Here is a 26386-nt window from a genome sequence, read left to right on the forward strand (position 1 = left end):
GGCGCGCCGGCGCGCTGGGCGATGTGCCGGGCGGCGACCTTGTCGCCCAGGTCGCGGATGGCCTGCGGCGGCGGGCCGATCCACACCAGGCCCGCATCCAGCACCGCCTGGGCGAAGTCGGCGTTCTCCGAGAGGAAGCCGTAGCCGGGATGGACCGCGTCGGCCCCCGACTCACGGGCCGCCTTCAGCACCTTGCCGATGTCCAGGTAGCTGGTGGCCGGGGTGTCACCGCCCAGGGCGAACGCCTCATCCGCGGCGCGGACATGCAGCGCGTCCCGGTCCGGGTCGGCGTAGACGGCCACGCTCGCGATCCCGGCATCCCGGCAGGCCCGGGCCACGCGGACAGCGATTTCGCCACGATTGGCGATGAGCACCTTGCGCACGATTGAGGCTCCCTCCTTGAAACAAGCCGAGTTTAGGGACTGCCGACACGGCACTTCGACCCGTCCCCAATGGTGAGCTTGCCCACACGGAGCGTGATGCGAGGCTCGCTCGACCCGCGAAATCCCTTGTCGTACCGCGATACGCGGGACTCCTCCGGGCAACCCTAGCTGCCCCCTGTGGTCAAGGTCTCTGTCACCACGTGCTGCGGGCCACTCGGTTTCTTTGTGGAGTCCCTACGAATGGCCCAATGATTCTTTGCCGGCCGCAGGACCCTTGTCCCCAGGTTTACCGGTTAGTAGCGTTCGCGCTGTACCGAACGTACCCGGGGTAACCGGATCCCGGGCGGACGCGCGTGCTCGGAAGTGGGTGGGGCCGGTGGTGCGCAGACCGGTGGCGTGGTGCGTGGCGGTCGTCCTGCTCGCCGAGGCGTTCGGCATCGCCGCGCTGAACTGGTTCCTGGGGATCGTCGTCGACCGGCAGGAGATGTCCCTGGCCGGTCTCGACCCGCACGTGATGTCGGTGTCCTCGAAGGCCGGCGGGATCGTCTTCGGGCTCTACTTCGCGCTGTGCGCCCTGGTCGCGTTCCTGGTCGCGCTGCGCGACCGCCCGCCCGCGGGCCTCGGGCGCGTGCTGCTGGTCAGCGCCGCCGTGGTGCACGGTCTGCTCGGCGCCTTCGCCTGGGGGCCGGTGGGCCCGTCGGCGTTCCTGTTCATGATGCTGGTGCTCGCGCTGATCGTGCTGCTGCTGACGGCGTACGACAGTCCCGCGAAGCCCGCCGGCGCCGCGCCCGAGGACGGAGCGGGCGGCGGCGGGGCCCCGGTCACGCCTCCCGCGGCGCCCACAGCTCCGTGATGCCCACGCCCAGCTCCGCCAGCAGGCGGCGGACCAGCGGCAGGCTGATGCCGATCACGTTGCCGTGGTCGCCGTCGATGCCCTCGATGAAGGGGGCCGAACGGCCGTCGAGGGTGAACGCCCCGGCGACGTGCAGCGGCTCGCCGGAGGCGACGTACGCGGCGATCTCCTCGTCGGTCGGCTCGCCGAAGCGGACGACGGTGGAGGCGGTGGCGGAGGCGTAGCGGCCGCTGAGCGTGTCGAAGACGCAGTGGCCCGTCTGGAGGGTTCCGGCGCGGCCGCGCATGGCCTTCCAGCGGGCGGTGGCCTCCTCGGCGTCGGCGGGCTTGCCGAGGGCCTGGCCGTCCAGGTCGAGCACCGAGTCGCAGCCGATCACGATCGCGCCCTTCACCTCGGGCCTGGCGGCCACCACGGAGGCCTTGGCCTCGGCGAGGGCGAGGGCGAGCTCGGCGGGGGTGGGGGCGGTGACGGCGTCCTCGTCGACGCCGCTCACGATCACCTCGGGGTCGAGTCCGGCCTGGCGGAGCAGTCCGAGCCGGGCGGGGGACTGGGAGGCGAGGACGAGTCGGCGGCGGGGCTGATCTGTCATGCCATCAGAGTATCGGCGCAGGCCGCGCGCCCTCACCTCACTCCGATCACGAGCATGGCCAGCACCATGGCCAACGCCATGAGAACGCCCAGCCGCCGCAGCATCTCCTGCGCGTCGCGCAGTTCCTCGGGCGGTTCGTTCTCGGGGTCGGACCACAGCATGCCTTCCATCGTCCGGCGGCGGCCGGGCGCGTCGCCTGAGTACGCGTACTCAACTTCCCCGGCTCGCCGCAGCCGTCAAAAGGGACTACAGTTCCATTAATTAATGGAACTCTGGTTCCCTTTGGAAGGGGCGTGTCATGTTCACCGCTGTCTGGACCGCGTCACCCCAGCTCCCCGGCGAGGGCTTCACCCCGAACTGGTCCCGCGAGGGTTTCTGGCGCCAGTCGCTGCGCCAGACCGTCCGTCCGACGGCGGGCGGGGAGAAGGTCCGCATCCGGCTCTCGAACGCCTACGGGACCTCACCGGTCCGCCTCGCGGGCGCGACCGTCGGCCGGACCGCCACGGGGGCGGCCGTCGAACCCGGCTCGCTGCGGCGGCTGACCTTCGGGGGCGCCTACGGCGCCGCGATACCGGCGCGCGGGGAGCTGCTCAGCGACCCGGCGGAGCTCGCCGTGGCCGCCCTGGAGCCGGTCACCGTCACCTTGCACTTCGACGCCACCACCGGCCCGGCCACCTTCCACGCGCAGGCCTTCACGACCAGCTACCGGGGGGCGGGGGACCTCCTGCTGGACGCCGGCGGGCAGGGCTTCGACGCGGCGACCGAGTCCTGGTACTTCCTGTCGGCCGTCGAGACCGACGCCGGCCGCGGCGACGGGATCGCCCTGTTCGGCGACTCGATCACCGACGGGTTCGGCTCCACGCCCGGCGCGGACCGCCGCTGGTCCGACGCCCTCGCCGAACGCACCGGCCGGCCCGTCCTCAACGCGGGCATCGGCGGGAACCTGCTGCTCAACGACTCGTCCTGGTACGGCGAGAAGGCCGTGCACCGGCTCGCCCGGGACGTCCTCGCCCACCCGGGCGTGGACACGCTGGTGGTGCTGCTCGGCCTGAACGACATCGGCTTCAGCGAGACGGACGAGCAGCCGACGTACCACCCCGCGCCGGTGGTGGAGGCCGCCGAACTGATCGACGGCCACCGGGAGCTGATCCGGCAGGCCCGCGCACGGGGCCTGCGGGTGATCGGCGCGACCCTGCTGCCGCTGGCCGGCTCGGACCACTGGGGCGAGCACGCGGCCAAGGTGAGCCACGAGCTCAACGAGTGGATCCGGTGCGCGGGGGAGTACGACGCGGTCGCCGACCTGCACCGCGCCCTGGCCGATCCGGCGGACCCGGACCGGCTGCACCCGTCGTACGACTCCGGCGACCACCTGCATCCCGGTGACGCGGGCTACGCGGTGATGGCCGAAGCCGTCGCGGCGGTGCTCTGACTCCCGGCTACGCGCCCGGCCAGTACGTCCGCGCCCACGCCGCCGGCCCCGGCCGGGGCAGCCGGCGGGCGGCGAGGCGGGACGGGTCGGACCAGGAGTCACGGGGTTCGGGCGCGCCGGACGGCGCGTCGGCCGCCGCCGCGGCGCGCGCCCGGACCACCGCCAGGGCGGCGGCCAGCTCCTCCGGGGTCGGGTTGCCCCGTACGACCTTGATCGTCACAGCCACTCCTGGGGTCAGAGGGGGATGTTGCCGTGCTTCTTCGGAGGCAGGGATTCCCGCTTGGTGCGCAGGTGACGCAGGCCCCGCACGATGTGGGCGCGGGTGTCGGACGGCATGATCACGGCGTCGACGTAGCCGCGCTCGGCCGCGACGTAGGGGTTGAGGAGGGTGTCCTCGTACTCCTGCATCAGCCGGGCCCGGGCCGCCTCCGGATCCTCCGCCTCGGCGATGGCGCGGCGGTGCAGGATGTTGACCGCGCCCTGTGCGCCCATGACGGCGATCTGGGCGGTGGGCCAGGCGAGGTTGAGGTCGGCGCCCAGGTGCTTGGAGCCCATCACGTCGTACGCCCCGCCGAACGCCTTGCGGGTGATGACCGTGATCAGCGGGACGGTCGCCTCGGCGTAGGCGTAGATCAGCTTGGCGCCGCGCCGGATGATGCCGTCGTGCTCCTGGCCGACGCCGGGCAGGAAGCCGGGCACGTCGACGAAGGTCAGCACGGGGATGTTGAAGGCGTCGCAGGTCCGTACGAAGCGGGCGGCCTTCTCGCTGGCCTTGATGTCCAGGCAGCCGGCGAACTGCATCGGCTGGTTGGCGACCACGCCCACCGGACGGCCCTCGACGCGGCCGAAGCCGGTGAGGATGTTCGGCGCGAACAGCGGCTGCGTCTCGAAGAACTCGGCGTCGTCCAGGACGTGCTCGATCACCGTGTGCATGTCGTACGGCTGGTTCGCGCTGTCCGGGACGAGGGCGTCCAGCTCGCGGTCCTCGTCGGTGACGGCGAGGTCCGCCTCCTCCGGGAAGGCCGGGGGCTCGGAGAGGTTGTTGGAGGGCAGGTACGACAGCAGCTGCTTGACGTACTCGATGGCCTCCTTCTCGTCCCCGGCCATGTGGTGGGCCACGCCCGAGGCCGTGTTGTGGGTGCGGGCGCCGCCCAGCTCCTCGAAGCCGACGTCCTCGCCGGTGACCGTCTTGATGACGTCCGGGCCGGTGATGAACATGTGCGAGGTCTGGTCCACCATGACCGTGAAGTCGGTGATCGCGGGCGAGTAGACCGCGCCGCCCGCGCAGGGCCCCACGACCAGGCTGATCTGCGGGATCACGCCGGAGGCGTGCGTGTTGCGGCGGAAGATCTCGCCGTAGGCGCCGAGCGAGGCCACGCCCTCCTGGATCCGGGCGCCGCCGGAGTCGTTGATCCCGACGACCGGGCAGCCGGTCTTCAGGGCGAAGTCCATGACCTTGACGATCTTCTGCCCGTACACCTCGCCGAGGGCGCCGCCGAAGACGGTGAAGTCCTGCGAGAACACGGCGACGGGCCGGCCGTCCACGGTTCCGTACCCGGTCACGACACCGTCGCCGTACGGGCGGTTCCTGTCGAGCCCGAAGTTGTTGGACCGGTGCCGGGCGAACTCGTCCAGCTCCACGAACGAGCCCTCGTCGAGGAGCAGGTCGATGCGCTCACGGGCCGTCAGCTTGCCCTTGGCGTGCTGCTTCTCGACGGCGCGTTCCGAGCCGGCGTGCGTCGCCTCGTGGATACGGCGCTGCAGATCCGCGAGCTTGCCCGCGGTCGTGTGGATGTCGGGCTGCTGCTCTTCCGGCTCGGACATCGGGATGCGGCTCCCTGCCTGCTCAAAAGGGGGGACGGTTACTCATCCGCAGCGTAGTGGGGTGCCCCGACATCGGCAGTGCGGCGTTTACCACACCTAGGGTGGCTTGCATGACGCCGCGAGATGCATCAGAGGGATCCCAGGGATTCGAGGGAAACGGCAGCCGTTGGTCGGATCTGGACCGTCCGCCCCTCAACGCCACCGCCCTGCGCCGGGGGCTGGTCCAGGAGGGCGGCCTGTGGTCCCGGGTGGAGGTGGTGCAGCGTACCGGCTCCACCAACTCCGACCTGGTGGCCCTGGCGGCCGGGGGCGGGGCGCGCGAGGGCGCGGTCCTGGTCGCCGAGGAGCAGACGGCCGGGCGCGGACGGCTCGACCGGCAGTGGACGGCCCCGGCCCGCTCGGGCCTGTTCTTCTCCGTCCTGCTCACGCCGGCCGAGGTGCCGGTGGCCCGCTGGGGCTGGCTGCCGCTGCTCACCGGGGTCGCGGTGGCCACGGGGCTGTCGCGCGCGGCGGGCGTGGACACGGCCCTGAAGTGGCCCAACGACCTGCTGGTGACCGTGGGCGGCGAGGAGCGCAAGGCCGGGGGGATCCTCGCGGAGCGGGCCGGCGACGGCGGGGTGGTCATCGGGGTCGGCGTGAACGTCACCCTGCGCGAGGAGGAGCTGCCCGTGCCGACCGCGGGGTCGCTGGCGCTGGCCGGGGCGGTGAGCACCGACCGGGACCCGCTGCTGCGGGGGATGCTGCGGGCGCTGGAGCAGTGGTACCGGCGGTGGCGGGACGCCGGGGGCGACCCGGCCGCGTGCGGGCTGCAGGAGACGTACGCGGCGGGGTGCGCGACGCTCGGCCGGGTCGTGCGGGCGGAGCTGCCGGGGGACCGGTCCGTGGTCGGGGAGGCGGTCGCGGTGGACGGGGACGGGCGGCTGGTGCTGGCCACCGGCGAAGGCGTGCAGGAGCCGGTGGGGGCGGGGGACATCGTCCACCTGCGGCCCGCGTGACGGGCCGGTAGGGGGCCGGTGCGGGGCCGCCCGGCCGGTGTCCCCGGGGGCGGACCGGGCCACCGGCGCCGGGCGGCGGGGCGACGGAGGCGGCCCCGCACCCCGGATCCGGCGGACGGAGTGAGCTGGCGCACACCTGCCGTACAGTTGAGGCCGGTCGATACATGACCGTGACAGATCGGAAGGGCAGCAGGCGTGACCGTCGACGACTCGGGTTCCGGCACGGACGCGCAGGGCCGGGCGGAGCCTCCCCACGAGCGGGAGAACCCGCATTCCGCCGATCCCGGCGAGGACCCCCTCGCGCTGCGGCTGGAACAGCTCATCCTGGGCGCCGAGCGTCGCTACACCCCCTTCCAGGCGGCCCGCAGCGCGGGCGTCTCCATGGAGCTGGCCTCCCGTTTCTGGCGGGCCATGGGCTTCGCGGACATCGGGCAGGCCAAGGCGCTGACGGAGGCGGACGTCCTGGCCCTGCGGCGCCTGGCCGGTCTGGTTGAGGCCGGGCTGCTGAGCGAGGCCATGGCCGTGCAGGTGGCGCGGTCCACCGGGCAGACCACCGCCCGGCTCGCCGAGTGGCAGATCGACTCCTTCCTGGAAGGGCTGACCGAGCCCCCCGAGCCGGGCATGACGCGCACCGAGGTGACGTATCCCCTGATCGAGCTGCTCCTGCCCGAGCTGGAGGAGTTCCTGGTGTACGTCTGGCGGCGCCAGCTGGCCGCCGCGACCGGACGGGTCGTCCAGGCCGCCGACGACGAGGAGATGGTCGACCGGCGGCTCGCCGTCGGCTTCGCGGACCTCGTCGGGTTCACGCGCCTGACCCGCCGGATGGAGGAGGAGGAGCTCGGCGAGCTCGTCGAGGCCTTCGAGACGACCGCCGCCGACCTGATCGCCGCGCACGGCGGGCGGCTGGTCAAGACGCTCGGCGACGAGGTGCTCTACGCCGCCGACGACGCGGGCACGGCCGCCGAGATCGCCCTGCGCCTGATCGAGACCATGGCGAACGACGAGACGATGCCCGAGCTGCGCGTCGGCATGGCGTTCGGCACGGTGACCACCCGCATGGGGGACGTCTTCGGCACGACCGTCAACCTGGCCTCCCGGCTCACCTCGATAGCCCCCAAGGACGCCGTCCTGGTCGACAGCGCCTTCGCCGAGGAGCTCATCCGCACCCGGGACGCCCCGGCCTCCGAGGCGGCGGCGGCCGAGGAGGCGGCCGCGGCGGAGAAGGAGGGCGAGGAGCCGCCGGTGTACCGGTTCGGACTGCAGCCGATGTGGCAGCGGCCGGTGCGCGGCCTGGGCGTCGTGGAGCCGTGGCTGCTCACACGGCGCAACGGGTCCCTGTAGGGCCTGTCGTCACATTCCCGTCGTCCGCCCGGAGGGCGGGCCCCGCGGCGTCGGGTGCGTGCTCCCGGCGTGCCGGGCACGGGCCCTCGTACGAGATGTACTCGGGTCTGCGCCCGGTGCGGCGGGAGTGCGTGCAGGGCGTCGCGGGGCAGGCGGGAGTTCGACGACAGTCCCTAGCCCCCGGCCGTCGTCAGCCCAGGCCCCGCGGCCGGTCCAGGCACAGGCCGATGACCGGGATGCACAGACCGGGCCCGCCGCGCTGCTCCGGGGACGGGGCCGGGGTCGGGGCCGGGGCGCGCGTGGTGCGGTCCGGGGCCGGATCCGGCCGGGGCGCGGTGCGCGTCGCCGGGAGCGCCGGGGCGGTGCCCGGGGTCCTCGGGAGGGCGGTGGTGCCGGGCGCGGCCGCCGGCCCGCGGCCGGTGGACGCGTACGCCCTGCCCGGCGGGACCGGTACCGCGCCCGGGCCGCCCGGCACGGTGGGGGCCGACGGGCTCGCCTCGGGAACGGCGCGGGCGGTCGCGGCGGCGGTGGCCGCGTGGTCCGTGCCGGTGAACCGGTCCGGGGGGCGCCCGGCCTCGACGGTTCCGACGCCGCCGGCCCCCGGCTCCGGCCAGGACGCCAGGCGCAGGAGGCCCAGGGCGCCCGCGGCCAGGGCGAGGCCGCCGACGGCGAGCAGGGCCCCGCGCGGGCGGGGCTTGCGGTGCCGGCCGCGCGCCCGGGGGCCGAAGGGGCGGGCTCTGCCGGCGGGCGGCGCGTCCGGGCCGGCCGGCCCGCGCGGTGGCGTGTCCGTCGTCATCACGATCCGATCCCTCCCGGTGCGCACGCGCCCCCGATGCGCCGTGGCGGTGCGCACGCTATGCGCTGCCCCGGGCGGTGTGGCCGGAGCCGCCCGGATGTCACCCGGACGGGTGGCCGGGGCGGTGGCGCGGGAACCGGCGCCACCGCTCCCTGCCGGCCGCGTCCGCCCTTTTCCCGGCGGGGAGCGGCTGCGATGATCGGGGCGAGTGCTGTTAACCCGCGTTAACCGGAGGGTGTCATGAGTGAGGAACGGTTCGGGGAGTACGTGCTGGTGCGCCGGCACGAGCAGGGGCACGTCGCGGAGCTCGCCCTCGACCGGCCCAAGGCCATGAACGCCGTGTCCACCGGGATGGCCCGGTCCATCGCCGCCGCGTGCGCGGCGCTGGGGGAGGACCGCGGCGTACGGGTGGTCGTGCTGACCTCGACGCACGAACGGGCGTTCTGCGTGGGGGCCGACCTGAAGGAGCGGAACTCCTTCAGCGACGCCGAGCTGGTGCGGCAGCGGCCGGTGGCGCGCGGGGCGTACACCGGGGTGCTGGAGCTGCCGGTGCCGACCGTCGCGGCGGTGCACGGGTTCGCGCTGGGGGGAGGGTTCGAGCTGGCGCTGGCGTGCGACGTGATCGTGGCCGACCGTACGGCGGTGGTGGGGCTGCCCGAGGTGTCGGTGGGGGTGATCCCGGGCGGTGGCGGCACCCAGCTGCTGCCGCGGCGGGTGGGAGCGGCCCGGGCCGCCGAGCTGATCTTCACGGCGCGGCGGGTGGAGGCCGCCGAGGCCCGGGAGCTGGGGCTCGTCGACCGGCTCGTGGAGGAGGGGCGCGACCGGGAGGAGGCGCTGGCCCTGGCGGCCCGGATGGCGGCGAACTCGCCGGTGGGGCTGCGGGCGGCGAAGCGGGCGCTGCGCCTCGGGCACGGGCTGGACCTGCGGGCCGGGCTGGAGGTCGAGGACGCGGCCTGGCGGGCGGTGGCGTTCTCGGGGGACCGGGCGGAGGGGGTGGCGGCGTTCAACGAGAAGCGCAGGCCGCAGTGGCCCGGGGAGTGAGCCGGCGGCCTGGGGGGTGAGCCGGCGGCCGGCCGGGTGACCGTGCGGCGCGGCCTGCCCCGGCTTCCCCGTTCGCTCCGTTAATATCCCTATTCGCCCTTAACGTCCCTAGCCTGGAGTGATGGGTGAGGACAGGCGACTCGCGGCCGTCGTCGCGCTGGCGCAGGGGATGGCCGCCGCGCACAGCACGCGGGAGGCGTGGCGCGCGGCGGCCAACGGGGCGTGCCGGGCGCTGGGCGGGAGCTTCGCCGCGCTGTCGGTGTGGGAGCGCGAGCTCGGACGGCTCCGGGTCCTGGTCAACGTCGGCGACCTGGCCGAGGGCGAGGAGGAGTTCCCGGACGACGAGGCCTACCCGGTGCACCAGTTCGCGGAGATCACCGAGTTCCTGCACGAGCAGTGGGCCGGCGGCGGGCCCGGGGCCTGGGTCGAGACCGCCGAGGGCGCGCCGACCGGGCGGCGCCCCGGGTACTGCCACCAGCGGGTGGCCACCCTGCGGCGCCGGGGCCGGGGCTGCTGCGTGGTGGCGCCGATCGTGCTGCACGGCCGCGCCTGGGGCGAGCTGTACGTCGCCCGCCCGGCCGGCACCCCCGTCTTCGCGCGCGCCGACGCCGACTTCGCCACCGTCCTGGCCGCCGTCGTCGCCGCCGGGATCGCGCAGACCGAGCGGCTGGAGGAGGCCCGGCGGCTGGCGTTCACCGACGCGCTCACCGGGCTCGCCAACCGCCGCGCCGTCGATCTGCGCCTGGAGAAGGCGATCGAGCGGCACCGGCGGGACGGGTCCGTGGTCACTCTCGCCGTCTGCGACCTGAACGGGCTCAAGCGGGTCAACGACACCCACGGGCACGCCGTCGGCGACCGGCTCCTGGAGCGTTTCGGGACCCTGCTGTCCGTGTGCGGGGCCATGCTGCCGGGGGCGCTGGCGGCCCGGCTCGGCGGGGACGAGTTCTGCCTGCTCGCGGTCGGGCTGCCCGCCGACCAGGTCGTCAAGGCGGCCGACGAGCTCTGCCGCCGTGCCGCCGTGCTGGGGCTCGGCGACGGCGTGGCCTGCGGGATCGCCTCCACCGAGGACCCCATCGGGCCGGTCCGCTCCGCCCGCCGGCTCTTCCGGCTCGCCGACGCGGCCCAGTACCGGGCCAAGGCGCAGCGGGCCGCGCATCCGGTCGTGGCCGGCCGTGAGGGGCCCGACGACCCCGTGGTGCGGCTCGCGGACGAGCCGTCCGGCGGGGAGGACGGCGAGCGCCGCCGGTTCCGCGGGCGGCACTCCCCGTAGGCCCGGCGGCGACCTGTCCGTAAGGGGTGAGGCCGGTCCCCGGTGGTGACATCATCGAATTCACTGCGTACGCTCCTGAATATGGATATGCACACTGTGGTGGTGGGGACGTCCGGGGCGACCGCGTCCGACGTTCTCGCCGTGGCGCGCGCCGGTGCCCGCATCGAACTCTCCCGGGAGGCGGTGGCGGCCCTGGCCGCGGCCCGCGAGATCGTGGACGCGCTGGCGGCCAAGCCGGACCCCGTCTACGGCGTGAGCACCGGCTTCGGAGCCCTGGCGACCCGGCACATCAGCCCGGACCTGCGCGCCCGGCTGCAGCGCAACATCGTCCGCTCGCACGCCGCCGGCATGGGGCCGCGCGTGGAGCGGGAGGTCGTCCGCGCCCTGATGTTCCTGCGCCTGAAGACCGTCTGCTCCGGACGCACCGGGGTGCGGCCCGAGGTCGCGCAGACCATGGCCGACGTCCTGAACGCCGGGATCACCCCGGTCGTGCACGAGTACGGCTCCCTCGGCTGCTCCGGCGACCTCGCCCCGCTGTCCCACTGCGCCCTCACCCTCATGGGGGAGGGCGACGCCGAGGGCCCCGACGGCGTCGTGCGCCCGGCCGGCGAACTCCTCGCCGAGCACGGGATCCGGCCCGTCGAACTGCGCGAGAAGGAGGGCCTCGCCCTCCTCAACGGCACCGACGGCATGCTCGGCATGCTGATCATGGCCCTCGCCGACCTCGACGTCCTCTACAAGTCGGCCGACGTCACCGCCGCCCTCAGCCTGGAGGCGCTGCTGGGCACCGACAAGGTGCTCGCCCCCGAGCTGCACGCCATCCGGCCGCACCCGGGGCAGGCCGCCAGCGCGGCCAACATGCTGGCCGTGCTGAAGGGTTCGGGCCTGACCGGGCACCACCAGGACGACGCGCCCCGCGTCCAGGACGCCTACTCCGTGCGCTGCGCCCCGCAGGTCGCCGGCGCCGGGCGGGACACCCTGGCCCACGCGCGCCTGGTCGCCGAGCGGGAGCTGGCCTCCGCCGTGGACAACCCGGTCGTCCTGCCCGACGGACGCGTGGAGTCCAACGGCAACTTCCACGGCGCCCCGGTGGCCTACGTCCTGGACTTCCTGGCCGTCGCCGCCGCCGACCTGGGCTCCATCGCCGAGCGCCGCACCGACCGGCTGCTCGACAAGAACCGCAGCCACGGGCTGCCGCCGTTCCTCGCCGACGACGCCGGGGTGGACTCCGGCCTGATGATCGCTCAGTACACGCAGGCCGCGCTGGTGAGCGAGATGAAGCGGCTGGCCGTACCGGCCTCGGCGGACTCGATCCCGTCCTCCGCGATGCAGGAGGACCACGTCTCGATGGGCTGGTCGGCGGCGCGCAAACTGCGCACGGCCGTGGACAACCTCAGCCGGATCATCGCGATCGAGCTGTACGCCGCCACGCGCGCCGTCGAACTGCGCGAGGGGCTGACTCCGGCGCCCGCCACCCGGGCGGTCGTCGACGCCGTGCGCGAGGCCGGTGTCGCCGGTCCCGGGCCGGACCGGTTCCTGGCGCCCGACCTGGCCGCGGCGGACGCGTTCGTGCGCGAGGGCCGGCTGGTCGCGGCCGTGGAGAGGGTCACCGGACCCCTGCAGTGAGGCGGCCGGGCCCCGCCGTGCGCGAACGCGCGTCGACGGCGGGGCCCCGGAGGGTTACTTGAGCTTGGCGATCTGCGCCTCGACCACGGCCGCCGGGATCTCGGCGGTCTCGCCGGAGCCGAGCGCGGCGAAGTTCACCGTGTAGAAGGTGGCGACGGTGCTGCCCTTGCGCACCACCTCGGTGTGGAAGGTGGCCGTGCCCTCGCCGTCCATGTCGACGTCCTCGGCGAACGCGACGGACTCGTCGCCCAGTCCGGAGCCCTTCTCCGCGGCGACCTTGGTGACCTTCGTCTTCTCGCCCCCGGCGGCGAGGGCGAACCCGCCGGAGCAGGCCGACACGCCGTCGGAGACGGCCTTCACGGCCTGCTGGGCGCCGTCGCCCTCGTAGGAGGACAGGCCCACGTAGGTCATGTCGATGTCGAAGGCGTCCTCGATGTCCTCCGGCTGCGCGGTGGCGGTCGAGGCCTTGTCCTCGGCGACGGAGTTGCCGGCGCTCGCGTCCGTGTCGCCCGGGGGCAGGGCGGCGCCGGCCCAGGCGAGCGGGTCGCACTCCGCCTTGTCGGTCTTCACCGCGGCCTTGGACTTCGGAAGGGTGGCGTCGCCCGAGGTGACCTTGTAGCCCTTGACCTCGCCCTGCGCGAGGAGCAGCTTCTCCAACTCGGCCGCGGTCGGCGCCTCGGCGGCCGGAGCGGACGAGGAGGAACCGGAGCCCTTCGACCCCCCGGGGTTCCCGGAATCCGCGGAGTCGTCCGCGCCGGAGTCGGAGCAGCCCGTGACGAGGGCGAGCGACAGCAGGCTCACGGCAACCGTGGCGCTCAGCCGCGCGCCCGATGATCTCTTCATGGGCGGACTATGTGGCCCGGGCCGACGGCACGTCAAGCCGATTTACATACCGAGACGTTCCCGGCGAACCGCGTACGCGACGAACCCCGCGCCCAGCGTGAGGAAGAAGGTGCCCCCGATGACGTACGGCGTGCTGTCGAAGCTGCCGGTGTCGGCCAGCCGGACCTCGGCGGCGGCGGTGTCCCGCGTCGCCGTGGACGCGGCCCGGGCCTGCTCCGTGACCTGCGGAGACGGGCTCTGCGAAACGGCCGTTCTGACCGGGGTCTCCGCCGTCGCGTTCGCGGACGGGACGAACCACAGGGCGCCCAGCAGGGTGCCCGCGGCGGTGGCGGTCAGCAACGGACGGCGAGCGGATGACACGGAATATCGATCCCCTTGTGGCGCTGGCGAATTGGCCGTGTGGGGCGATGTTAGTGAAAGGCGCGGGTCACGGGAAAGTCACGGGCGCTCGGAGCCGTACGCTCCGGGCATGAGCACTCCACAGACATCACGTTTTGTCCGCCTCCGCGTGGAACTCGTCCTCGAGATCGAGGACGAGGAGGCGGTGACCAAGGCCGCGCTGCGGGCGATCGCCGGCGACGGCGGGATGCCGGACGCGGAACGGGTACACGCCGAGGGGGCCGTGACGGAGGACGCCGCGGAGGCGCTCGCCAGCCTCGTCGACCCGTTCGATCTGGTCGGCGAGGTGCCCGGGGTGCACCTCCAGCAGGCCTCCTGGAGTGGCGAGCGGATCGAGTACGACCCCGATTCGCCCGGCTGGGACCTGGACGAGGATGATGTCGACGACGACACCGGCTACACCGGGGGCACTGACGACACCGACGACGACCGCACCTGAGACGAAGGGGACGCCGTCCGGGGCGCCTTGGGGAAATCGTGACCCCGGGCGGCAACCGCCGTCCGGGGTTTCGCGTCTCAAACGGCGCACTGACCGATGCCCGCCCCGTCCGCCCTGCGCGGACGTGGTGATCCCCACACAGCGGGGCGATGTGGAACGGGACGAACCGGTCGTAGCGTTGAAAGTTCCCGGAGGACTCCCGGATCGTGACGGGGGGCTCCCGGGTTTTGGGGAATTCGGCAACGATGGAGAAGCGTGTGATGACGGACGGTAAGCGGCGCAGGGGCCTGACGGTCGCGTCCGCACTGCTCGGCGGGGTCCTGGTGCTCTCGGCCTGTTCCGGCGGCGACGAGGCCTCCGGGAGTGACGGCGGCAACGGCGCCTCGCAGGCCAACGTCGACGAGGCGGCAGCCGCGAAGACGTCCGAGGCCCAGATCAAGATCACACCGAAGGACGGCTCGAACAACGCCTCCATCAACAACTCCGCGACCGTGACCGTGACCAAGGGCACACTCACGGACGTGAAGATGACGACCGCCGACGGCACCGCCGTCGCCGGCGAGATATCCGCCGACAAGAAGAGCTGGAAGCCCAGCGTCCAGCTGGAGCGCGCCACCACCTACAAGCTGGCGGCGACCGCGAAGGACTCCAAGGGCCGCGCCGCCCACGAGAACGCCTCGTTCACCACGGTCTCCCCGGACAACAGCTTCATCGGCACCTTCACCCCGGACGACGGCGCCACGGTGGGCGTGGGCATGCCGGTGTCGATCACCTTCGACAAGGCGATCACCGACAAGGCCGCCGTCCAGAAGGGCGTCACCGTCTCCACCACCAGCGGCCAGGAGGTCGCCTGCCACTGGTTCAACGCCAACCGCATGGACTGCCGGCCGGAGGAGTACTGGAAGGAAGGCTCCACCGTCACGCTGAAGCTGGCCCTGGACGGCGTCGAGGGCGCCGAGGGCGTCTACGGCGTCCAGCAGAAGACGGTCACCTTCAAGATCGGCCGCAACCAGGTCTCCTACGTCGACGCGAAGACCAAGCAGATGAAGGTCACGCAGGACGGCAAGGTCGTCAGGACCATCCCGATCTCCGCCGGCTCGCCCGAGAACAAGACGTACGAGGGCCAGATGGTGATCTCCGAGAAGTTCAAGGAGACCCGGATGAACGGCGCGACCGTCGGCTTCACCGACGACGACGGCAAGGGCGAGTACGACATCAAGGACGTGCCGCACGCCATGCGCCTGACCAGCTCCGGCACCTTCATCCACGGCAACTACTGGGGCTCCCCCTCGGTCTTCGGCAACGTCAACACCAGCCACGGCTGCGTGGGCCTGCAGGACAAGAAGGGCGCCAACGACCCGAACATGCCGGGTGCGTGGTTCTACGACAACACGATCCTCGGTGACGTGGTCGTGGTGAAGAACACCGGCGACAAGACCGTCGCCCCGGACAACGGCCTCAACGGCTGGAACATGTCCTGGCAGCAGTGGAAGGCGGGTTCGGCGCTCTGACGCCCCCGCCCCGGTAGCGGCCCGATGCCGCCGTCCGTCCCGAGGGGGGCGGGCGGCGGCATCGGCTTTTCCCCACGGGCCCCGAGGACGGCACCGGCCCTTCGGGCGTCCGCGGAGGCGGGTGAGCCCGGGCGGCTTCTCATCGGCCTCTTATGCGGGACTTACGCCTTCATCACGCACCGTTCCTAACGTGCCGCCATGTTCTTCACCTACCTGAGGCGCGAACTGCGCCGCCGCAGAAGGGCGGCCCTCGTCGTCGCCTCCGGCCTCGCGCTGGGCATCGCGCTGGTCATCGTGGTCGACTCCGTCTCCTCCGGCATGGGCAGGGCGCAGGACAGGGTCCTGCAGTCGCTGTACGGACTGGGCACGGACATGACGGTCACCAAGGCCGCGGCGCCGGCGGCGAGCGCCTCGCAGCGGCCGCGCTTCCGCTTCGACGCCCAGGACGACGGCTCCGACGCGCAGCAGAGCAGCGACCGCGTCATGGTGCAGGGCTTCCAGACGCTGGCGAGCTCGACCGTGGCCGAGGTCGGCGAGCAGAGCGGCGTCGCGGACGCCGTCGGCGGGCTGAGCCTGCAGGTCGTCAGGGTCAGCGGCCAGTTCACGCGCGGGCAGTTCCAGCAGGACGGCAGCGGCGGCAGCGGACGGCAGGACGGCGGGCCCGGGGCCGCGCCCTCCCCGCAGGGCCGGGTCGAGGGCGGCGGCGCCGACTTCGACGTCAACAGCTGCTCCGTCTACGGCACGGACGTCACCGAGCCGTCCCTCGGCCCGCTGACCTCCTCGAAGATCAGCAGCGGTCGCGCGTTCAGGACGTCGGAGAGCGACGCGAAGGTCGCCGTCGTGGACTCGGCGTACGCCAAGGAGAAGGAGCTCGAGGTCGGCGGCACCGTCACCCTCAAGGGCACCGGGTTCAAGATCGTCGGCATCGCGACCGCCGACAGCGGCGACGCGGCGGCCGACCTCTACATCCCGCTGAAGCGGGCCCAGACGCTCGCCGACGCCGAGGACGAGGTCACCACGATCTACGTCAAGGCGACCGACTCGCAGCGGATCGCCGGCGTCAAGTCCGCGATCCGGAAGAACGTCCCGGGGACGACCGTCACCACCTCCGCCGACCTCGCGGACACCGTCTCCGGCTCGCTGTCCACGGCCTCCTCCCTCACCGCGAGCGTCGGCAGGTGGCTGTCGGCCGTGGTGCTGGTGGCCGCGTTCCTGGTCGCCGGGTTGCTGACGTCCTCGGCGGTGTCGCGCCGGGTGCGGGAGTTCGGCACCCTCAAGGCGCTGGGCTGGACGTCGGGGCGGGTGACCCGGCAGGTGGTCGGGGAGGCCGTCGTCATCGGACTGGCGGGCGGCGCGCTGGGCATCGCGCTCGGGCTGGCGGGGGCGTACGCCGTGACCGCGGCCGGCCCCACGCTGCAGGCGCAGCTCGGCGGGGGCGGCGGCCCGGCGGGCGGGCCCGGCGGGGGCTTCGGCGGGCCCGCCCGGCAGGCCGCCGCGCGGACCCTCGACATCGCGCTGACCGCGCCCGTCAGCCTCACCACCGTCGCCCTCGCCGTCGGGCTCGCGGTGGCCGGCGGGCTGACCGCCGGGGCGTTCGGCGGCCGGCGGGCCTCCCGGCTGCGGCCGGCGGACGCGCTGCGGCGCGTCGAGTAGCCGCGCGCACCGCGCCCATCCCTTCCCTCTCCCAGGAGTCGCACCACCATGTACGAACTCAGAGGCGTCACCAAGCGCTACACCCGGGGCAAGGAGACCGTCCACGCCCTCGACGGCGTCGACCTGACCGTCCCGGACGGCGACCGGCTCGTCATCCAAGGACCCACCGGCGGCGGCAAGTCCACGCTGCTGCAGATGCTCGGCGGGCTGGACCGGCCCAGCTCCGGTGAGGTCCTCCTGGACGGCACCGACCTGGCCGCGCTGCCCGAGGCGCGGCTGACCCGGGTGCGCAGCGAGAGCATCGGCTTCGTCTTCCAGTCGTTCAACCTGATCCCGACGCTCACCGCGCAGGAGAACGTCGAGACCGCCCTCGTCCCGCTCGGCGTGAGGGCCGGGGAGCGCCGCGAACGGGCCGCCGAGGCGCTGGCGTCGGTGGGGCTCGGCGAGCGGCTCGCGCACCTGCCCGGCGAGATGTCCGGCGGCCAGCAGCAGCGGGTGGCCATCGCCCGGGCGCTGGTGAAGCAGCCGAAGGTGCTGCTCGCCGACGAACCCACCGGGAACCTCGACGAGTCCACCCGCGACGAGATCATGGACGTGCTCGAACGCATGTGGCAGGAGCTCGGGTTGACCTTCGTCATGGTCACCCACGACTCGGCGGTCGCGAGGAAGGCCCCGCGGCTGGCGACCATCCGCGAGGGGCGGATCTCGGTGGAGGAACGGGCGGGAACCTGACCGGACGGGAGCGCAACCGTACGAACCTGTAACAGCGTTCCGGCGGTCGCGTAACAGTACGCCGACAGCTTTGTCGCCCTCCTCTCATCTGTTGAGTGCCTGATCACCCCCCGGCATACTGCGTATTCCGGGGGGTGCGCGCATGCGCACGAGACCACCCCCGGCCGGGTGAACGGGGATTTCGCCCGGTTCTTCTGCTAGGGGGAATTTTGCGCAGACAAGTGAAAAGAGCATGCGCGGCCACGGTCGCCGCGGCGGCAGCCGTGGCCCTGGCGGCCGGCATGACCAGCCCCGCGTCGGCGAAGGGGGAGCCGGCGGGCGGCGTGTCGAAGTCGCCCTCGCTCACGGCCGAGCAGCGCGTCACCCTGATCACCGGTGACCGGGTCGCCCTCGACGCCAAGGGCCGGGTCGTCGGCCTGGAGCGGGCGAAGGGCCGTGAGGACATACCCGTCCAGATCCGCAGGATCGACGGCCACACCCTCGTGATCCCGGCGGACGTCGCCCGGCTGATCGCGAGCGGCAAACTCGACCGGCGGCTGTTCGACGTCACCGAACTCAACAAGGCCGCCACGCGCAAGACCCAGAAGCAGGGTCTGAAGGTCATCGTCGGCTACCGGGGCAGCGCGGCGCACGCCAAGGCCGAGGTCCGCGACGCGGGCAAGCTCCGGCAGACCCTGAAGACGCTGAACGCCGACGCGGTGCAGACCCCGCACGAGGACGCGCCCGAGCTGTGGGACGCGGTCACCGACGGCGACAGGACGGCCTCCGGCATCGCGCACGTCTGGCTGGACGGCGTCCGCAAGGCCAGCCTGGACAAGTCCGTTCCGCAGATCGGCGCCCCCAAGGCGTGGGCGGCCGGCTACGACGGCAAGGGCGTGAAGATCGCCGTCCTGGACACCGGCGTCGACGCCACCCACCCGGACCTCAAGGGCCAGGTGATCGCCGAGAAGAACTTCAGCACCTCTCCCGGCACCAATGACAAGGTCGGCCACGGCACGCACGTCGCGTCCATCGCGGCCGGCACGGGCGCCAAGTCGGGCGGCAAGTACAAGGGCGTCGCGCCGGGCGCCAAGGTGCTCAACGGCAAGGTGCTCAGCGACGAGGGCTACGGCAACGACTCCGAGATCCTGGCCGGCATGGAGTGGGCCGCCGCCCAGGGCGCCGACGTCGTCAACATGAGCCTGGGCGGCGGTGACACGCCCGAGGTCGACCCGCTGGAAGCGGCGGTCAACAAGCTGTCCGCGGAGAAGGGCGTCCTGTTCGCCATCGCCGCCGGGAACGAGGGCGACTTCGGTGAGCAGACCGTCGGCTCCCCGGGCAGCGCGGCGGCGGCCCTGACCGTCGGCGCGGTCGACGACAAGGACAAGCTCGCCGGCTTCTCCAGCCGCGGTCCCGGTCTCGACGGCGCCCTCAAGCCCGACGTGACCGCGCCCGGCGTGGACATCACCGCGGCCTCCGCCAAGGGCAACGACATCGCCAAGGAGGTCGGCGAGAAGCCGGCCGGCTACATGTCGATCTCGGGCACGTCGATGGCGACCCCGCACGTCGCGGGCGCCGCGGCGATCCTCAAGCAGCAGCACCCGCAGTGGAAGCACACCGAGCTCAAGGGCGCCCTCACGGGCTCCACGAAGGGCGGCAAGTACACTCCCTTCGAGCAGGGTTCGGGCCGCATCCAGCTCGACAAGGCCGTCAAGCAGACCGTCATCGCCGACCCGGTGTCGGTGAGCTTCGGCGTGCAGCAGTGGCCGCACACCGACGACAAGCCGGTCACCGAGCAACTGACGTACCGCAACCTCGGCACCAAGGACGTCACGCTCACCCTGTCCGCCACCGCCAGCAACCCCAAGGGCCAGGCGGCCCCGGCCGGCTTCTTCAAGCTCGGCGCGACCAAGGTCACGGTCCCGGCCGGCGGCAAGGCCTCCGTCGGCCTCACCGTCGACACCCGGCTGGGCGGCACGCTGGACGGCGCCTACTCGGCGTACGTGACGGCCACCGGCGGCGGCCAGAGCGTCCGCACGGCGGCGGCGGTGCAGCGTGAGATGGAGTCCTACGACGTCACCGTCAAGCACATCGGCAGGGACGGGAAGCCCGCGGAGGGCTACCTCACCGACCTGATCGGCTACGCGGGTCTGGGCAAGGACCGGGGATACACGGCACCGCCGAGCTCCGGCACGGTGACCATGCGGCTGCCCAAGGGCACGTACCTGCTGGACGCCTGGCTGGCGAAGGACCTCGAGACGTTCGAGGGCGGCATCGACTGGCTGGTCCAGCCCAAGCTGGACGTCACCAAGAACCTCACGGTCACGGTGGACGCGCGCAGGACCAAGGCGGCCGACATCACGGCACCGGACGCCAAGGCCGAGCCGCTGACCGCGACGACGGGGTACTTCTACGAACCCGCCCTGATGGGCGTGCAGTTCGCGGCGGAATCGTTCGCGGACGTCCGCATGGCACACCTCGGCCCGGACGTCACGGGCGGCCTGTCCCAGACCTGGTACGGCCAGTGGACGAAGGGAGCTGGCGCCGAGTACGACGCGGCGACCGCCGAGAAGGTCAAGAGGCTCAAGGGCGACAAGGTCCGTCACTTCAAGGCCGGCGAGTTCGCCACGGTGAAGAACGACCTCGGCGCCGCGGCGCCGGGCAAGACGGGCGGGCTGTTCACCGTCGGCGAGCTCTCCGACGACATCGTCTTCGGAAGCCCCGTGGAGCAGAAGCTGCCCGGGACGCGCACGCTGTACCTGTCGACCTCCGAGAAGGCCAAGTGGACCTTCGACTTCGTACAGTTCGCGGGCAAGGACGAGCAGGGCTTCCCGATCCCCGAGGCCTCCTACTCGCTCGGTGCCCCGCAGACCTTCAAGGCGGGCCAGAAGTACACGAAGACCTTCAACACCGCGGTCTTCGGCCCGCACCTGAACGCGGAGTTCGGGCTCTTCCGCGAGGGCAACAGCATCTACGGCGCGCTGCCGCTGTTCGCCGACGCCAACAAGCACGTCGGTTCGTCGGACTTCACCTCGGCCGCCACGACCCTCTACCGCAACGGCACCAAGGTCGGCTCCAACGACGACCCGCTCTTCGGTGACGGGGCGTTCACGGTCCCGGCCGGCGACGCCGAGTACAAGCTGACGACGTCGGTCAAGCGCAGCGTCAAGGTCGCGGCGGCCTCCACCCGCATCGACGCGAGCTGGACGTTCCGCTCGAAGAAGTCCGCCGCCGACATCACGAAGCTGCCCGCCTCCACCGTCCGCTTCAACGCCAAGACCGGCCTGGACAGCAGGGTCGCGGCCGACCAGAAGGCCAGCATCCCGGTCGAGGTCCAGGGCGCGGCCAAGGGCGGCAACCTCAAGTCGCTGGCGGTGTACGTGTCGTACGACTACGGCCAGACCTGGAAGAAGGTCACCGTCAAGGACGGCAGGATCAGCGTCAAGAACCCGGCGAAGGGGAAGGCCATCTCCTTCCACGCCAAGATCGCCGACAAGAAGGGCAACAAGTCGACGATCTCGATCTACAACGCGTACTACGCCAAGTGAGCCTTCGGGCCTTCGGGCCTTCGGGCCTCTGAGACCGCGAGCCACCGGGCGACGGCCCGCCGGAAGCCCCGCTTCCGGCGGGCCGTTCGTGTGCCGGGGACCCGTGACCGCCGCCGTGACCGCCATGGTCACCGTCGTCGTGGCCGCTCGCCGTCGCCGCCATGGTCACCGCCGCCGTGGGCCTCCTCGGCACACTCCACGCTCCCCTGCCCGGTCAGCGGCTCGCCGCGCGGCAGCGGGCGCCGAGGACGCGGGCCGCCGAGGACGGGCGGTGGCCGGCGGCGATGCGGCGGCCCGCGGCGATGCGGCGGCCGGCGGCGATGCGGCGGCCGGCGGCGATGCGGCGGCCGGCGGCGATGCGGCGGCCGGTGCGGGAGGATCCCGGGGTGCGGGCCCGAGGGCCGGCGGTCCGCGCCGGGGGCCTCACACGGACGGCGCCGAGGACGCCCCGGCCCCCGACCGCGTCGCGTCCGCCCCCCAGCTCGCCAGCAGCCGCAGCGCCTCCGCCGACGGGGAGCCCGGTTCCGCGTGGTACGTGATCAGCGCCTGCTCCGCGTCGTCGGCCAGGCGGAACGACTCGAAGGACAGCGTCAGCTCACCGACCAGCGGATGCCGCAGGCGCTTGACGCCGTAGCTCTTCTCCTTGACGTCGTGCATGGCCCACAGCCGCCGGAACTCCTCGCTCTTGACGGAGAGTTCGCCCACCAGGGCGGACAGCCGCGGGTCGTCCGGACGGCAGCCCGCGTCCATGCGCAGGTAGCTGACGATGTCGGACGCCTTCCGGTCCCACTCCACGAACAGCTCGCGGTACTCCGGCCTGAGGAACACCAGCCGTGCCCAGTTCCGCTCCTGCGCCGGCAGCTCCGCCCAGTCGCCGAAGAGGGCCGCCGCCATCCGGTTCCAGGCCAGGATGTCCGAGCGGCGGCCCGTGACGTACGCGGGGACGCCGTCGAGGCAGTCCAGCAGCTGCCGCAGCGCCGGCCGCACCTGCTGCGCGCGGGCCGCCGGCTTCCTCTTGTGCTGCTTGGGCTTGGCCAGGTGCGTGAGGTGGGCGTGCTCGGCGTCGGTCAGCCGCAGCGCCCGCGCGATGGAGTCGAGCACCTCCGCCGACACGTTCCGTCCGTTGCCCTGTTCCAGCCGCGTGTAGTACGCCACGGACACCCCGGCGAGCTGCGCCAGCTCCTCCCGGCGCAGCCCCGGCACCCGGCGGTGCCGCCCGTACTCCGGCAGCCCCACGTCCTCCGGCTTCAGCCGGGCACGCCGGGTGCGCAGGAACTCGCTGAGCTCGGCACGCGGGTCCAGGCCCCGGCCGGCTTGCGCGGCGGGCGTCCGCACGGATTCGGGCTGTTCGTCCATACGTCCAGTATTCACGGTCGTACGCACACGAACCTGTCCCCGCCAGTAGTAGGAACAGCATGCGTACGCAAAGCCGTGACCTGGGTGGATGCCGGCCCGCCGGGCACGCTGGACGTCGTGCCCGGCCGGAAGGCAGCCGGGCGCGCTACCCCTAGGAGAACCTCCGCATGACCACTGTTGCTGCGTACGCCGCCCCCGCCGCCAAGGCTCCGCTGGAGCGCACCACCATCGAGCGGCGCGCGGTCGGCGAGTACGACGTCCTGATCGACATCAAGTTCGCGGGCATCTGCCACTCCGACATCCACCAGGTGAACGAGGGCTGGGGCGAGGCGATCTTCCCCATGGTCCCCGGCCACGAGATCGCCGGCGTGGTCTCGGAGGTCGGCTCCGGCGTGACGAGGTTCGAGGTCGGCGACCGCGTGGGTGTCGGCTGCATGGTCGACTCCTGCCGCGAGTGCGACAACTGCCGGGCGGGCCTGGAGCAGTACTGCGCCGAGGGCGCCGTCATGACGTACAACGGCATCGGCAAGGACGGGCGGCCGACCCACGGCGGCTACTCGGAGAAGATCGTCGTCGACGAGAACTACGTCGTGCGCATCCCCGACGGCCTCTCCCTGGACGTCGCCGCCCCGCTGCTGTGCGCCGGCATCACCCTGTACTCCCCGCTGAAGCACTGGAACGCCGGCCCCGGCAAGAAGGTCGCGATCGTCGGCCTGGGCGGCCTCGGCCACATGGGCGTGAAGATCGCGCACGCGCTCGGCGCCGAGGTGACCGTGCTGTCGCAGACCCTGCGCAAGAAGGACGACGGTCTCAAGCTGGGCGCCGACCACTACTACGCGACCGGCGACCCGGCCACCTTCGAGGCGCTGGCGGGCACCTTCGACCTGATCGTGTCCACCGTGTCGGCCCCGCTCGACCTCGGCGCGTACCTGTCGCTGCTGAAGACCGACGGCGCCCTGGTGAACGTGGGCGCGCCCGAGGAGCCCGTCTCCCTCAACCTCTTCTCGGTGATCAACGACCGCAAGACCCTCGCCGGTTCCATGATCGGCGGTATCGCGGAGACCCAGGAGATGCTGGACTTCTGCGCCGAGCACGGCTTCGGCGCCGAGATCGAGCTGATCCGCGCCGACCAGATCAACGAGGCGTACGAGCGGGTCCTCGCCAGCGACGTGCGCTACCGGTTCGTGATCGACACCGCGACGATCTGACCGCCGTTCCCCGGGCCCCGGAAGCCGTGCTCCGGGGCCCGCCGGGGCCCGGCGTATCGTGGTCGGGAGGGGAGGCCCGCCATGACCGTGCAGCTGAACCACACGATCGTCACCGCGCACGACAAGCACGCCTCGGCCCGGTTCCTCGCCGACCTCCTGGGACTCGAAGTGCGCCCGCCCTACGGCCCCTTCGTCCCGGTCGAGATCCCCAACGGCGTGACCCTCGACTACCTGGACACGGACGGCGCCATCACGCCGCAGCACTACGCGTTCCTGGTGTCGGAGGACGAGTTCGACGAGATCTTCGCCCGCGTCCGGGAGGCCGGTCTCACCTACTGGGCGGACCCGTTCCGCACCCGCCCCGGCGAGATCAACCACCACGACGGCGGCCGGGGCGTGTACTTCGACGACCCCGACGGACACCGACTGGAGATCCTGACCAGGCCCTACGGCAGCGGCGGCTGACCCGGCACCGCCGCTCGCGCGCCGCGGCGCCCGCCCTACAGGCGCGTCCTGCGCCGCACGGCCGCCGCGCGCAGCGCGAGGCCCGCGGCCAGCAGCACCCAGGCCACGACGGCGTGGGCCCACCCCGTCACGCCCCGCGCCGTGCCGACCGCGCTCCACACGGCCCACAGCGCCAGGACCACGCACAGGGCGGTCCACGCGGTGTCCGCGAGACGGACCCGCAGCTGCGCGCGCTGCCTGGTGCCGGGTTCGAGATCACCGAGTTCGGACGACCCTGTTGCGCTCCACCGTGTCACGACGCGTCTCCCTCCCGTCGGCGCGTACCCGTGACCGCCGGGTACCCGGCGCGACGTCCGGGACACCCGGCTCCCCGTTTCCGCCAGGGGCGGGCCGGACCGGCCGTCGCGCACCCGCGGTCGCGGCCACCGGCCGTACGGGTGCTCACTGGTGGGGACCGGGCCACCCGCCCAGGCCACACCGGTCGAGCACGGCACGCGGGCGCCGCCGAGCCCGCGCCGCCGTGCGGCCCGCGGTAGTGGCCGGCCTCCGGGCGGGCGTGCACGGTCATGGGTGCAGGTGGGCCAGGAGGCCGCCTCCGTCCGGGCAGGGCCGCTCCTCGGGCAGCAGCCGGGCCGCGGGGACCGGGGCGTCGCTGCCGATAAGCGGGTGGATCTCGCGGGCGAGCGGAGTCACGTCGCGGAGGGAGACCTCTCACTCGTCCGCGTACCGTCGTACGGCCGCGCCGGAGAGCCCGGGCCGCGGCGAGCGGCAGGGCAGGGGCGAGCGGCAGGGCAGGGGCCGCAGGCGCGGATCGCGTCCGAGGTCCCACCGGAACGACGGCGTGATCCGGGCCGAGCCGTGGTCACGGACTTCCCGCGGCACTGTCCTCCTGAGCTGCGAGGAGTTCGTCACCGTGCTCGACCGCCCAGCGTCCGAGCGCCGTCATCGGGCCCTCGACCAGGCTCTGCCCCAAGCCGGTCAGCGCGTAGTCGACGCGTGGTGGCGCCTCGGCACGCGCGTGGCGCTCGATCAGTCCGCCCGCGAGCAGACGGTGCAACGAGTCGGTCAGCACCTTGTCACTGATGCCGCCGATCGCGGCGAGCAGCTCGCGGCGTCGGCGCGGTCCCAGGCGGAGTGCCGCCAGCACAACGGGATCCCAGGTGTGGGTGAAAAGGTCGGTGGCCGCGCGCAGACGGCAATCGGCGACCCACTCGTGGCAGTGAGCGTCATGATCGTTCATCTCGCCGCCCATCATCGCGCGTCGGTCACGCACCGATCGGTACGTAACGCCTTCCCTACCGTGGCCACCCGACCGACGGCTACGGGAGAGGCACGGGCAGATGCGCATCGGGATCCTGGGAACGGGGACGCTGGCGGCGGCCCTCGGTGAGGGCTGGGCACGGGCAGGACATGAGGTGGCGATCGGCGGACGGTCGCGGACCAAGGCGGAGAAGCTCGCCGAGCGGCTGGGCCGCGGAGTGCTCGCCGTCGCGCCGCGTGAGGCGGTCACCGGGCGCGATGCGGTGCTCCTCGCCGTGTCCTGGGACGGCGTCGAGGACATGCTGGAATCGGCGGGCGCGTCCGACGGCGCGCTTGAGGGGATGCCGCTGATCGATCCCACGAACGCCGTCACGCATGGCGCCGGCGCTCTGCTCACCGGACACGGTGAGTCGATGGCGGAGCGGATCGCCGGGCTCGCTCCGGGAGGCCGGGTCGTGAAGGCCTTCCATCTCTTTCCCGCCGACCGGTGGACGCGCCCGCCCGGCGGTGGCCGGCCCCGGGTGACGGTGGCGATGTGCGGCGACGACGCGACGGCACTGGACGTCGTCGGCGAACTGGTCCGTGACGTCGGCGGAGTCCCGGCGGTCCTGGGGACGCTGAGCCGCGTCCGCCAGTTGGAGGAGGTGGCGGGTTTTGTCATCGGCCTGGCCTTCGCAGGCTTCGACCCCGCCTCCGCCGTCCCCCACCTCCCCTCGGACGACAGGCGTGCCGGCCCACAGGAGCAGGCGTATATCCCCCACTCTCAGTGATCCGCCGCGGACGGGGCCCGTGAACGCGGTTCGGGAGCCCGGGCCAAGCCTGGTCCACCGGCCTTTCGACAGCGCC

Annotated in this window: 28 protein-coding genes and 1 pseudogene; 15 read left to right on the forward strand and 14 right to left on the reverse strand. The window is 73.0% G+C overall.

The features are described 5' to 3' along the window. Positions 1–383, reverse strand: a 383-nt coding sequence (locus AB0L29_RS12015; RefSeq protein WP_365826005.1) for a biotin carboxylase N-terminal domain-containing protein, incomplete at its 3' end; no start/stop codon positions are given. Between the two features lie 376 nt (positions 384–759). Between AB0L29_RS12015 and AB0L29_RS12020 the strand changes: the two genes are divergently transcribed. After that, a complete protein-coding gene (locus AB0L29_RS12020; protein WP_365826007.1) occupies positions 760–1236 on the forward strand; it encodes a hypothetical protein in 477 nt (158 codons plus the stop codon). Here the strand turns inward: AB0L29_RS12020 and AB0L29_RS12025 are convergent. Together AB0L29_RS12025 and AB0L29_RS12030 are read right to left on the reverse strand one after the other, a co-directional pair. After that, the gene (locus tag AB0L29_RS12025) at positions 1205–1825 is read right to left on the reverse strand and encodes a nucleoside triphosphate pyrophosphatase (protein ID WP_365826009.1); all 621 of its coding nucleotides are present in this window, start codon (positions 1823–1825) and stop codon (positions 1205–1207) included. The two genes, AB0L29_RS12020 and AB0L29_RS12025, sit on opposite strands and share 32 nt — an antisense overlap. 32 nt (positions 1826–1857) lie before the next feature. Further along, a complete protein-coding gene (locus tag AB0L29_RS12030; RefSeq protein WP_365826011.1) occupies positions 1858–1986 on the reverse strand; it encodes a hypothetical protein in 129 nt (42 codons plus the stop codon). A gap of 137 nt (positions 1987–2123) precedes the next feature. Between AB0L29_RS12030 and AB0L29_RS12035 the strand changes: the two genes are divergently transcribed. After that, positions 2124–3254 (forward strand): SGNH/GDSL hydrolase family protein, encoded by a 1131-nt coding sequence (locus tag AB0L29_RS12035; protein WP_365826013.1) that lies wholly within the window; start codon positions 2124–2126, stop codon positions 3252–3254. A 7-nt stretch (positions 3255–3261) separates the two neighbouring features. Here the strand turns inward: AB0L29_RS12035 and AB0L29_RS12040 are convergent, their stop codons facing one another. Next, complete coding sequence (locus tag AB0L29_RS12040; protein WP_365826015.1) at positions 3262–3474, reverse strand: acyl-CoA carboxylase epsilon subunit; 213 nt, start codon at positions 3472–3474, stop codon at positions 3262–3264. A gap of 14 nt (positions 3475–3488) precedes the next feature. Continuing rightward, on the reverse strand, positions 3489–5078 hold the full coding sequence (locus AB0L29_RS12045) for an acyl-CoA carboxylase subunit beta (RefSeq protein WP_365826017.1): 1590 nt from the start codon (positions 5076–5078) through the stop codon (positions 3489–3491). Positions 5079–5188: 110 nt separating this feature from the next. On the opposite strand from AB0L29_RS12045, the gene AB0L29_RS12050 reads away from it, so the two are divergent. Both AB0L29_RS12050 and AB0L29_RS12055 read left to right on the forward strand, forming a co-directional pair. Beyond that, positions 5189–6073 (forward strand): biotin--[acetyl-CoA-carboxylase] ligase, encoded by an 885-nt coding sequence (locus AB0L29_RS12050; protein ID WP_365826019.1) that lies wholly within the window; start codon positions 5189–5191, stop codon positions 6071–6073. A 195-nt stretch (positions 6074–6268) separates the two neighbouring features. Continuing rightward, the gene (locus tag AB0L29_RS12055; protein WP_365826021.1) at positions 6269–7414 is read left to right on the forward strand and encodes an adenylate/guanylate cyclase domain-containing protein; all 1146 of its coding nucleotides are present in this window, start codon (positions 6269–6271) and stop codon (positions 7412–7414) included. A 190-nt stretch (positions 7415–7604) separates the two neighbouring features. Here the strand turns inward: AB0L29_RS12055 and AB0L29_RS12060 are convergent, their stop codons facing one another. Continuing rightward, positions 7605–8210, reverse strand: a complete 606-nt coding sequence (locus tag AB0L29_RS12060) for a hypothetical protein (RefSeq protein WP_365826023.1) — start codon at positions 8208–8210, stop codon at positions 7605–7607. Between the two features lie 240 nt (positions 8211–8450). Between AB0L29_RS12060 and AB0L29_RS12065 the strand changes: the two genes are divergently transcribed. The 3 genes from AB0L29_RS12065 to hutH all read left to right on the forward strand — a co-directional run bounded on the left by AB0L29_RS12065 (position 8451) and on the right by hutH (position 12147). Continuing rightward, positions 8451–9251, forward strand: coding sequence for an enoyl-CoA hydratase-related protein (locus tag AB0L29_RS12065; RefSeq protein WP_365826025.1), 801 nt, complete (start codon positions 8451–8453; stop codon positions 9249–9251). A gap of 121 nt (positions 9252–9372) precedes the next feature. After that, on the forward strand, positions 9373–10521 hold the full coding sequence (locus tag AB0L29_RS12070) for a GGDEF domain-containing protein (protein ID WP_365826027.1): 1149 nt from the start codon (positions 9373–9375) through the stop codon (positions 10519–10521). An 87-nt stretch (positions 10522–10608) separates the two neighbouring features. Beyond that, entirely contained in the window at positions 10609–12147 is a 1539-nt protein-coding gene (hutH, locus tag AB0L29_RS12075) for a histidine ammonia-lyase (protein WP_365826368.1), read from the forward strand. A gap of 54 nt (positions 12148–12201) precedes the next feature. On the opposite strand, the gene AB0L29_RS12080 is transcribed toward hutH, so the two are convergent. Together AB0L29_RS12080 and AB0L29_RS12085 are read right to left on the reverse strand one after the other, a co-directional pair. Beyond that, a complete protein-coding gene (locus AB0L29_RS12080) occupies positions 12202–12990 on the reverse strand; it encodes a hypothetical protein (protein WP_365826029.1) in 789 nt (262 codons plus the stop codon). A 42-nt stretch (positions 12991–13032) separates the two neighbouring features. Then, a complete protein-coding gene (locus AB0L29_RS12085; RefSeq protein ID WP_365826031.1) occupies positions 13033–13350 on the reverse strand; it encodes a hypothetical protein in 318 nt (105 codons plus the stop codon). A 109-nt stretch (positions 13351–13459) separates the two neighbouring features. Here AB0L29_RS12085 and AB0L29_RS12090 point away from each other — a divergent pair, with 109 nt between their 5' ends. The 5 genes from AB0L29_RS12090 (at position 13460) to AB0L29_RS12110 (ending at position 21251) form a co-directional block, all read left to right on the forward strand. Next, positions 13460–13828 (forward strand): hypothetical protein, encoded by a 369-nt coding sequence (locus tag AB0L29_RS12090; protein WP_365826033.1) that lies wholly within the window; start codon positions 13460–13462, stop codon positions 13826–13828. A 260-nt stretch (positions 13829–14088) separates the two neighbouring features. Continuing rightward, positions 14089–15339: an Ig-like domain-containing protein gene (locus AB0L29_RS12095; RefSeq protein ID WP_365826035.1), complete on the forward strand. Its 1251-nt coding sequence runs from the start codon at positions 14089–14091 to the stop codon at positions 15337–15339. A gap of 198 nt (positions 15340–15537) precedes the next feature. Next, complete coding sequence (locus AB0L29_RS12100; RefSeq protein ID WP_365826037.1) at positions 15538–16992, forward strand: ABC transporter permease; 1455 nt, start codon at positions 15538–15540, stop codon at positions 16990–16992. Positions 16993–17040: 48 nt separating this feature from the next. After that, complete coding sequence (locus AB0L29_RS12105; protein WP_365826039.1) at positions 17041–17724, forward strand: ABC transporter ATP-binding protein; 684 nt, start codon at positions 17041–17043, stop codon at positions 17722–17724. A 281-nt stretch (positions 17725–18005) separates the two neighbouring features. After that, entirely contained in the window at positions 18006–21251 is a 3246-nt protein-coding gene (locus AB0L29_RS12110; protein WP_365826041.1) for a S8 family peptidase, read from the forward strand. Positions 21252–21465: 214 nt separating this feature from the next. On the opposite strand, the gene AB0L29_RS12115 is transcribed toward AB0L29_RS12110, so the two are convergent. Together AB0L29_RS12115 and AB0L29_RS12120 are read right to left on the reverse strand one after the other, a co-directional pair. Continuing rightward, positions 21466–21678 carry a hypothetical protein gene (locus AB0L29_RS12115; RefSeq protein WP_365826043.1) on the reverse strand — a complete coding sequence of 71 codons (213 nt, stop codon included), beginning with the start codon at positions 21676–21678 and terminating at the stop codon, positions 21466–21468. Further along, the gene (locus AB0L29_RS12120) at positions 21675–22607 is read right to left on the reverse strand and encodes a helix-turn-helix transcriptional regulator (protein ID WP_365826045.1); all 933 of its coding nucleotides are present in this window, start codon (positions 22605–22607) and stop codon (positions 21675–21677) included. The genes AB0L29_RS12115 and AB0L29_RS12120 overlap by 4 nt, the downstream gene beginning before the upstream one ends. 167 nt (positions 22608–22774) lie before the next feature. Here AB0L29_RS12120 and AB0L29_RS12125 point away from each other — a divergent pair, with 167 nt between their 5' ends. Both AB0L29_RS12125 and AB0L29_RS12130 read left to right on the forward strand, forming a co-directional pair. Next, positions 22775–23815, forward strand: a complete 1041-nt coding sequence (locus AB0L29_RS12125; RefSeq protein ID WP_365826047.1) for an NAD(P)-dependent alcohol dehydrogenase — start codon at positions 22775–22777, stop codon at positions 23813–23815. Between the two features lie 81 nt (positions 23816–23896). After that, positions 23897–24280 carry a VOC family protein gene (locus AB0L29_RS12130; protein WP_365826049.1) on the forward strand — a complete coding sequence of 128 codons (384 nt, stop codon included), beginning with the start codon at positions 23897–23899 and terminating at the stop codon, positions 24278–24280. A gap of 35 nt (positions 24281–24315) precedes the next feature. Here the strand turns inward: AB0L29_RS12130 and AB0L29_RS12135 are convergent, their stop codons facing one another. From AB0L29_RS12135 to AB0L29_RS12150, 4 genes and pseudogenes are all read right to left on the reverse strand, one after another. Further along, positions 24316–24576 carry a hypothetical protein gene (locus AB0L29_RS12135; RefSeq protein WP_365826051.1) on the reverse strand — a complete coding sequence of 87 codons (261 nt, stop codon included), beginning with the start codon at positions 24574–24576 and terminating at the stop codon, positions 24316–24318. A gap of 268 nt (positions 24577–24844) precedes the next feature. Then, positions 24845–24973 (reverse strand): hypothetical protein, encoded by a 129-nt coding sequence (locus tag AB0L29_RS12140; protein WP_365826053.1) that lies wholly within the window; start codon positions 24971–24973, stop codon positions 24845–24847. 21 nt (positions 24974–24994) lie between these two features. Further along, positions 24995–25060, reverse strand: a pseudogene (locus AB0L29_RS12145) (DUF4291 domain-containing protein); the annotation flags it as partial. An 82-nt stretch (positions 25061–25142) separates the two neighbouring features. After that, entirely contained in the window at positions 25143–25520 is a 378-nt protein-coding gene (locus AB0L29_RS12150) for a helix-turn-helix domain-containing protein (protein ID WP_365826054.1), read from the reverse strand. A gap of 100 nt (positions 25521–25620) precedes the next feature. Between AB0L29_RS12150 and AB0L29_RS12155 the strand changes: the two genes are divergently transcribed. Further along, positions 25621–26310: an NAD(P)-binding domain-containing protein gene (locus AB0L29_RS12155; RefSeq protein ID WP_365826056.1), complete on the forward strand. Its 690-nt coding sequence runs from the start codon at positions 25621–25623 to the stop codon at positions 26308–26310. Positions 26311–26386: the final 76 nt, after the last annotated feature.

The organism is Streptomyces sp. NPDC052701 (genome assembly GCF_040678355.1).
GTDB lineage: Bacteria > Actinomycetota > Actinomycetes > Streptomycetales > Streptomycetaceae > Streptomyces.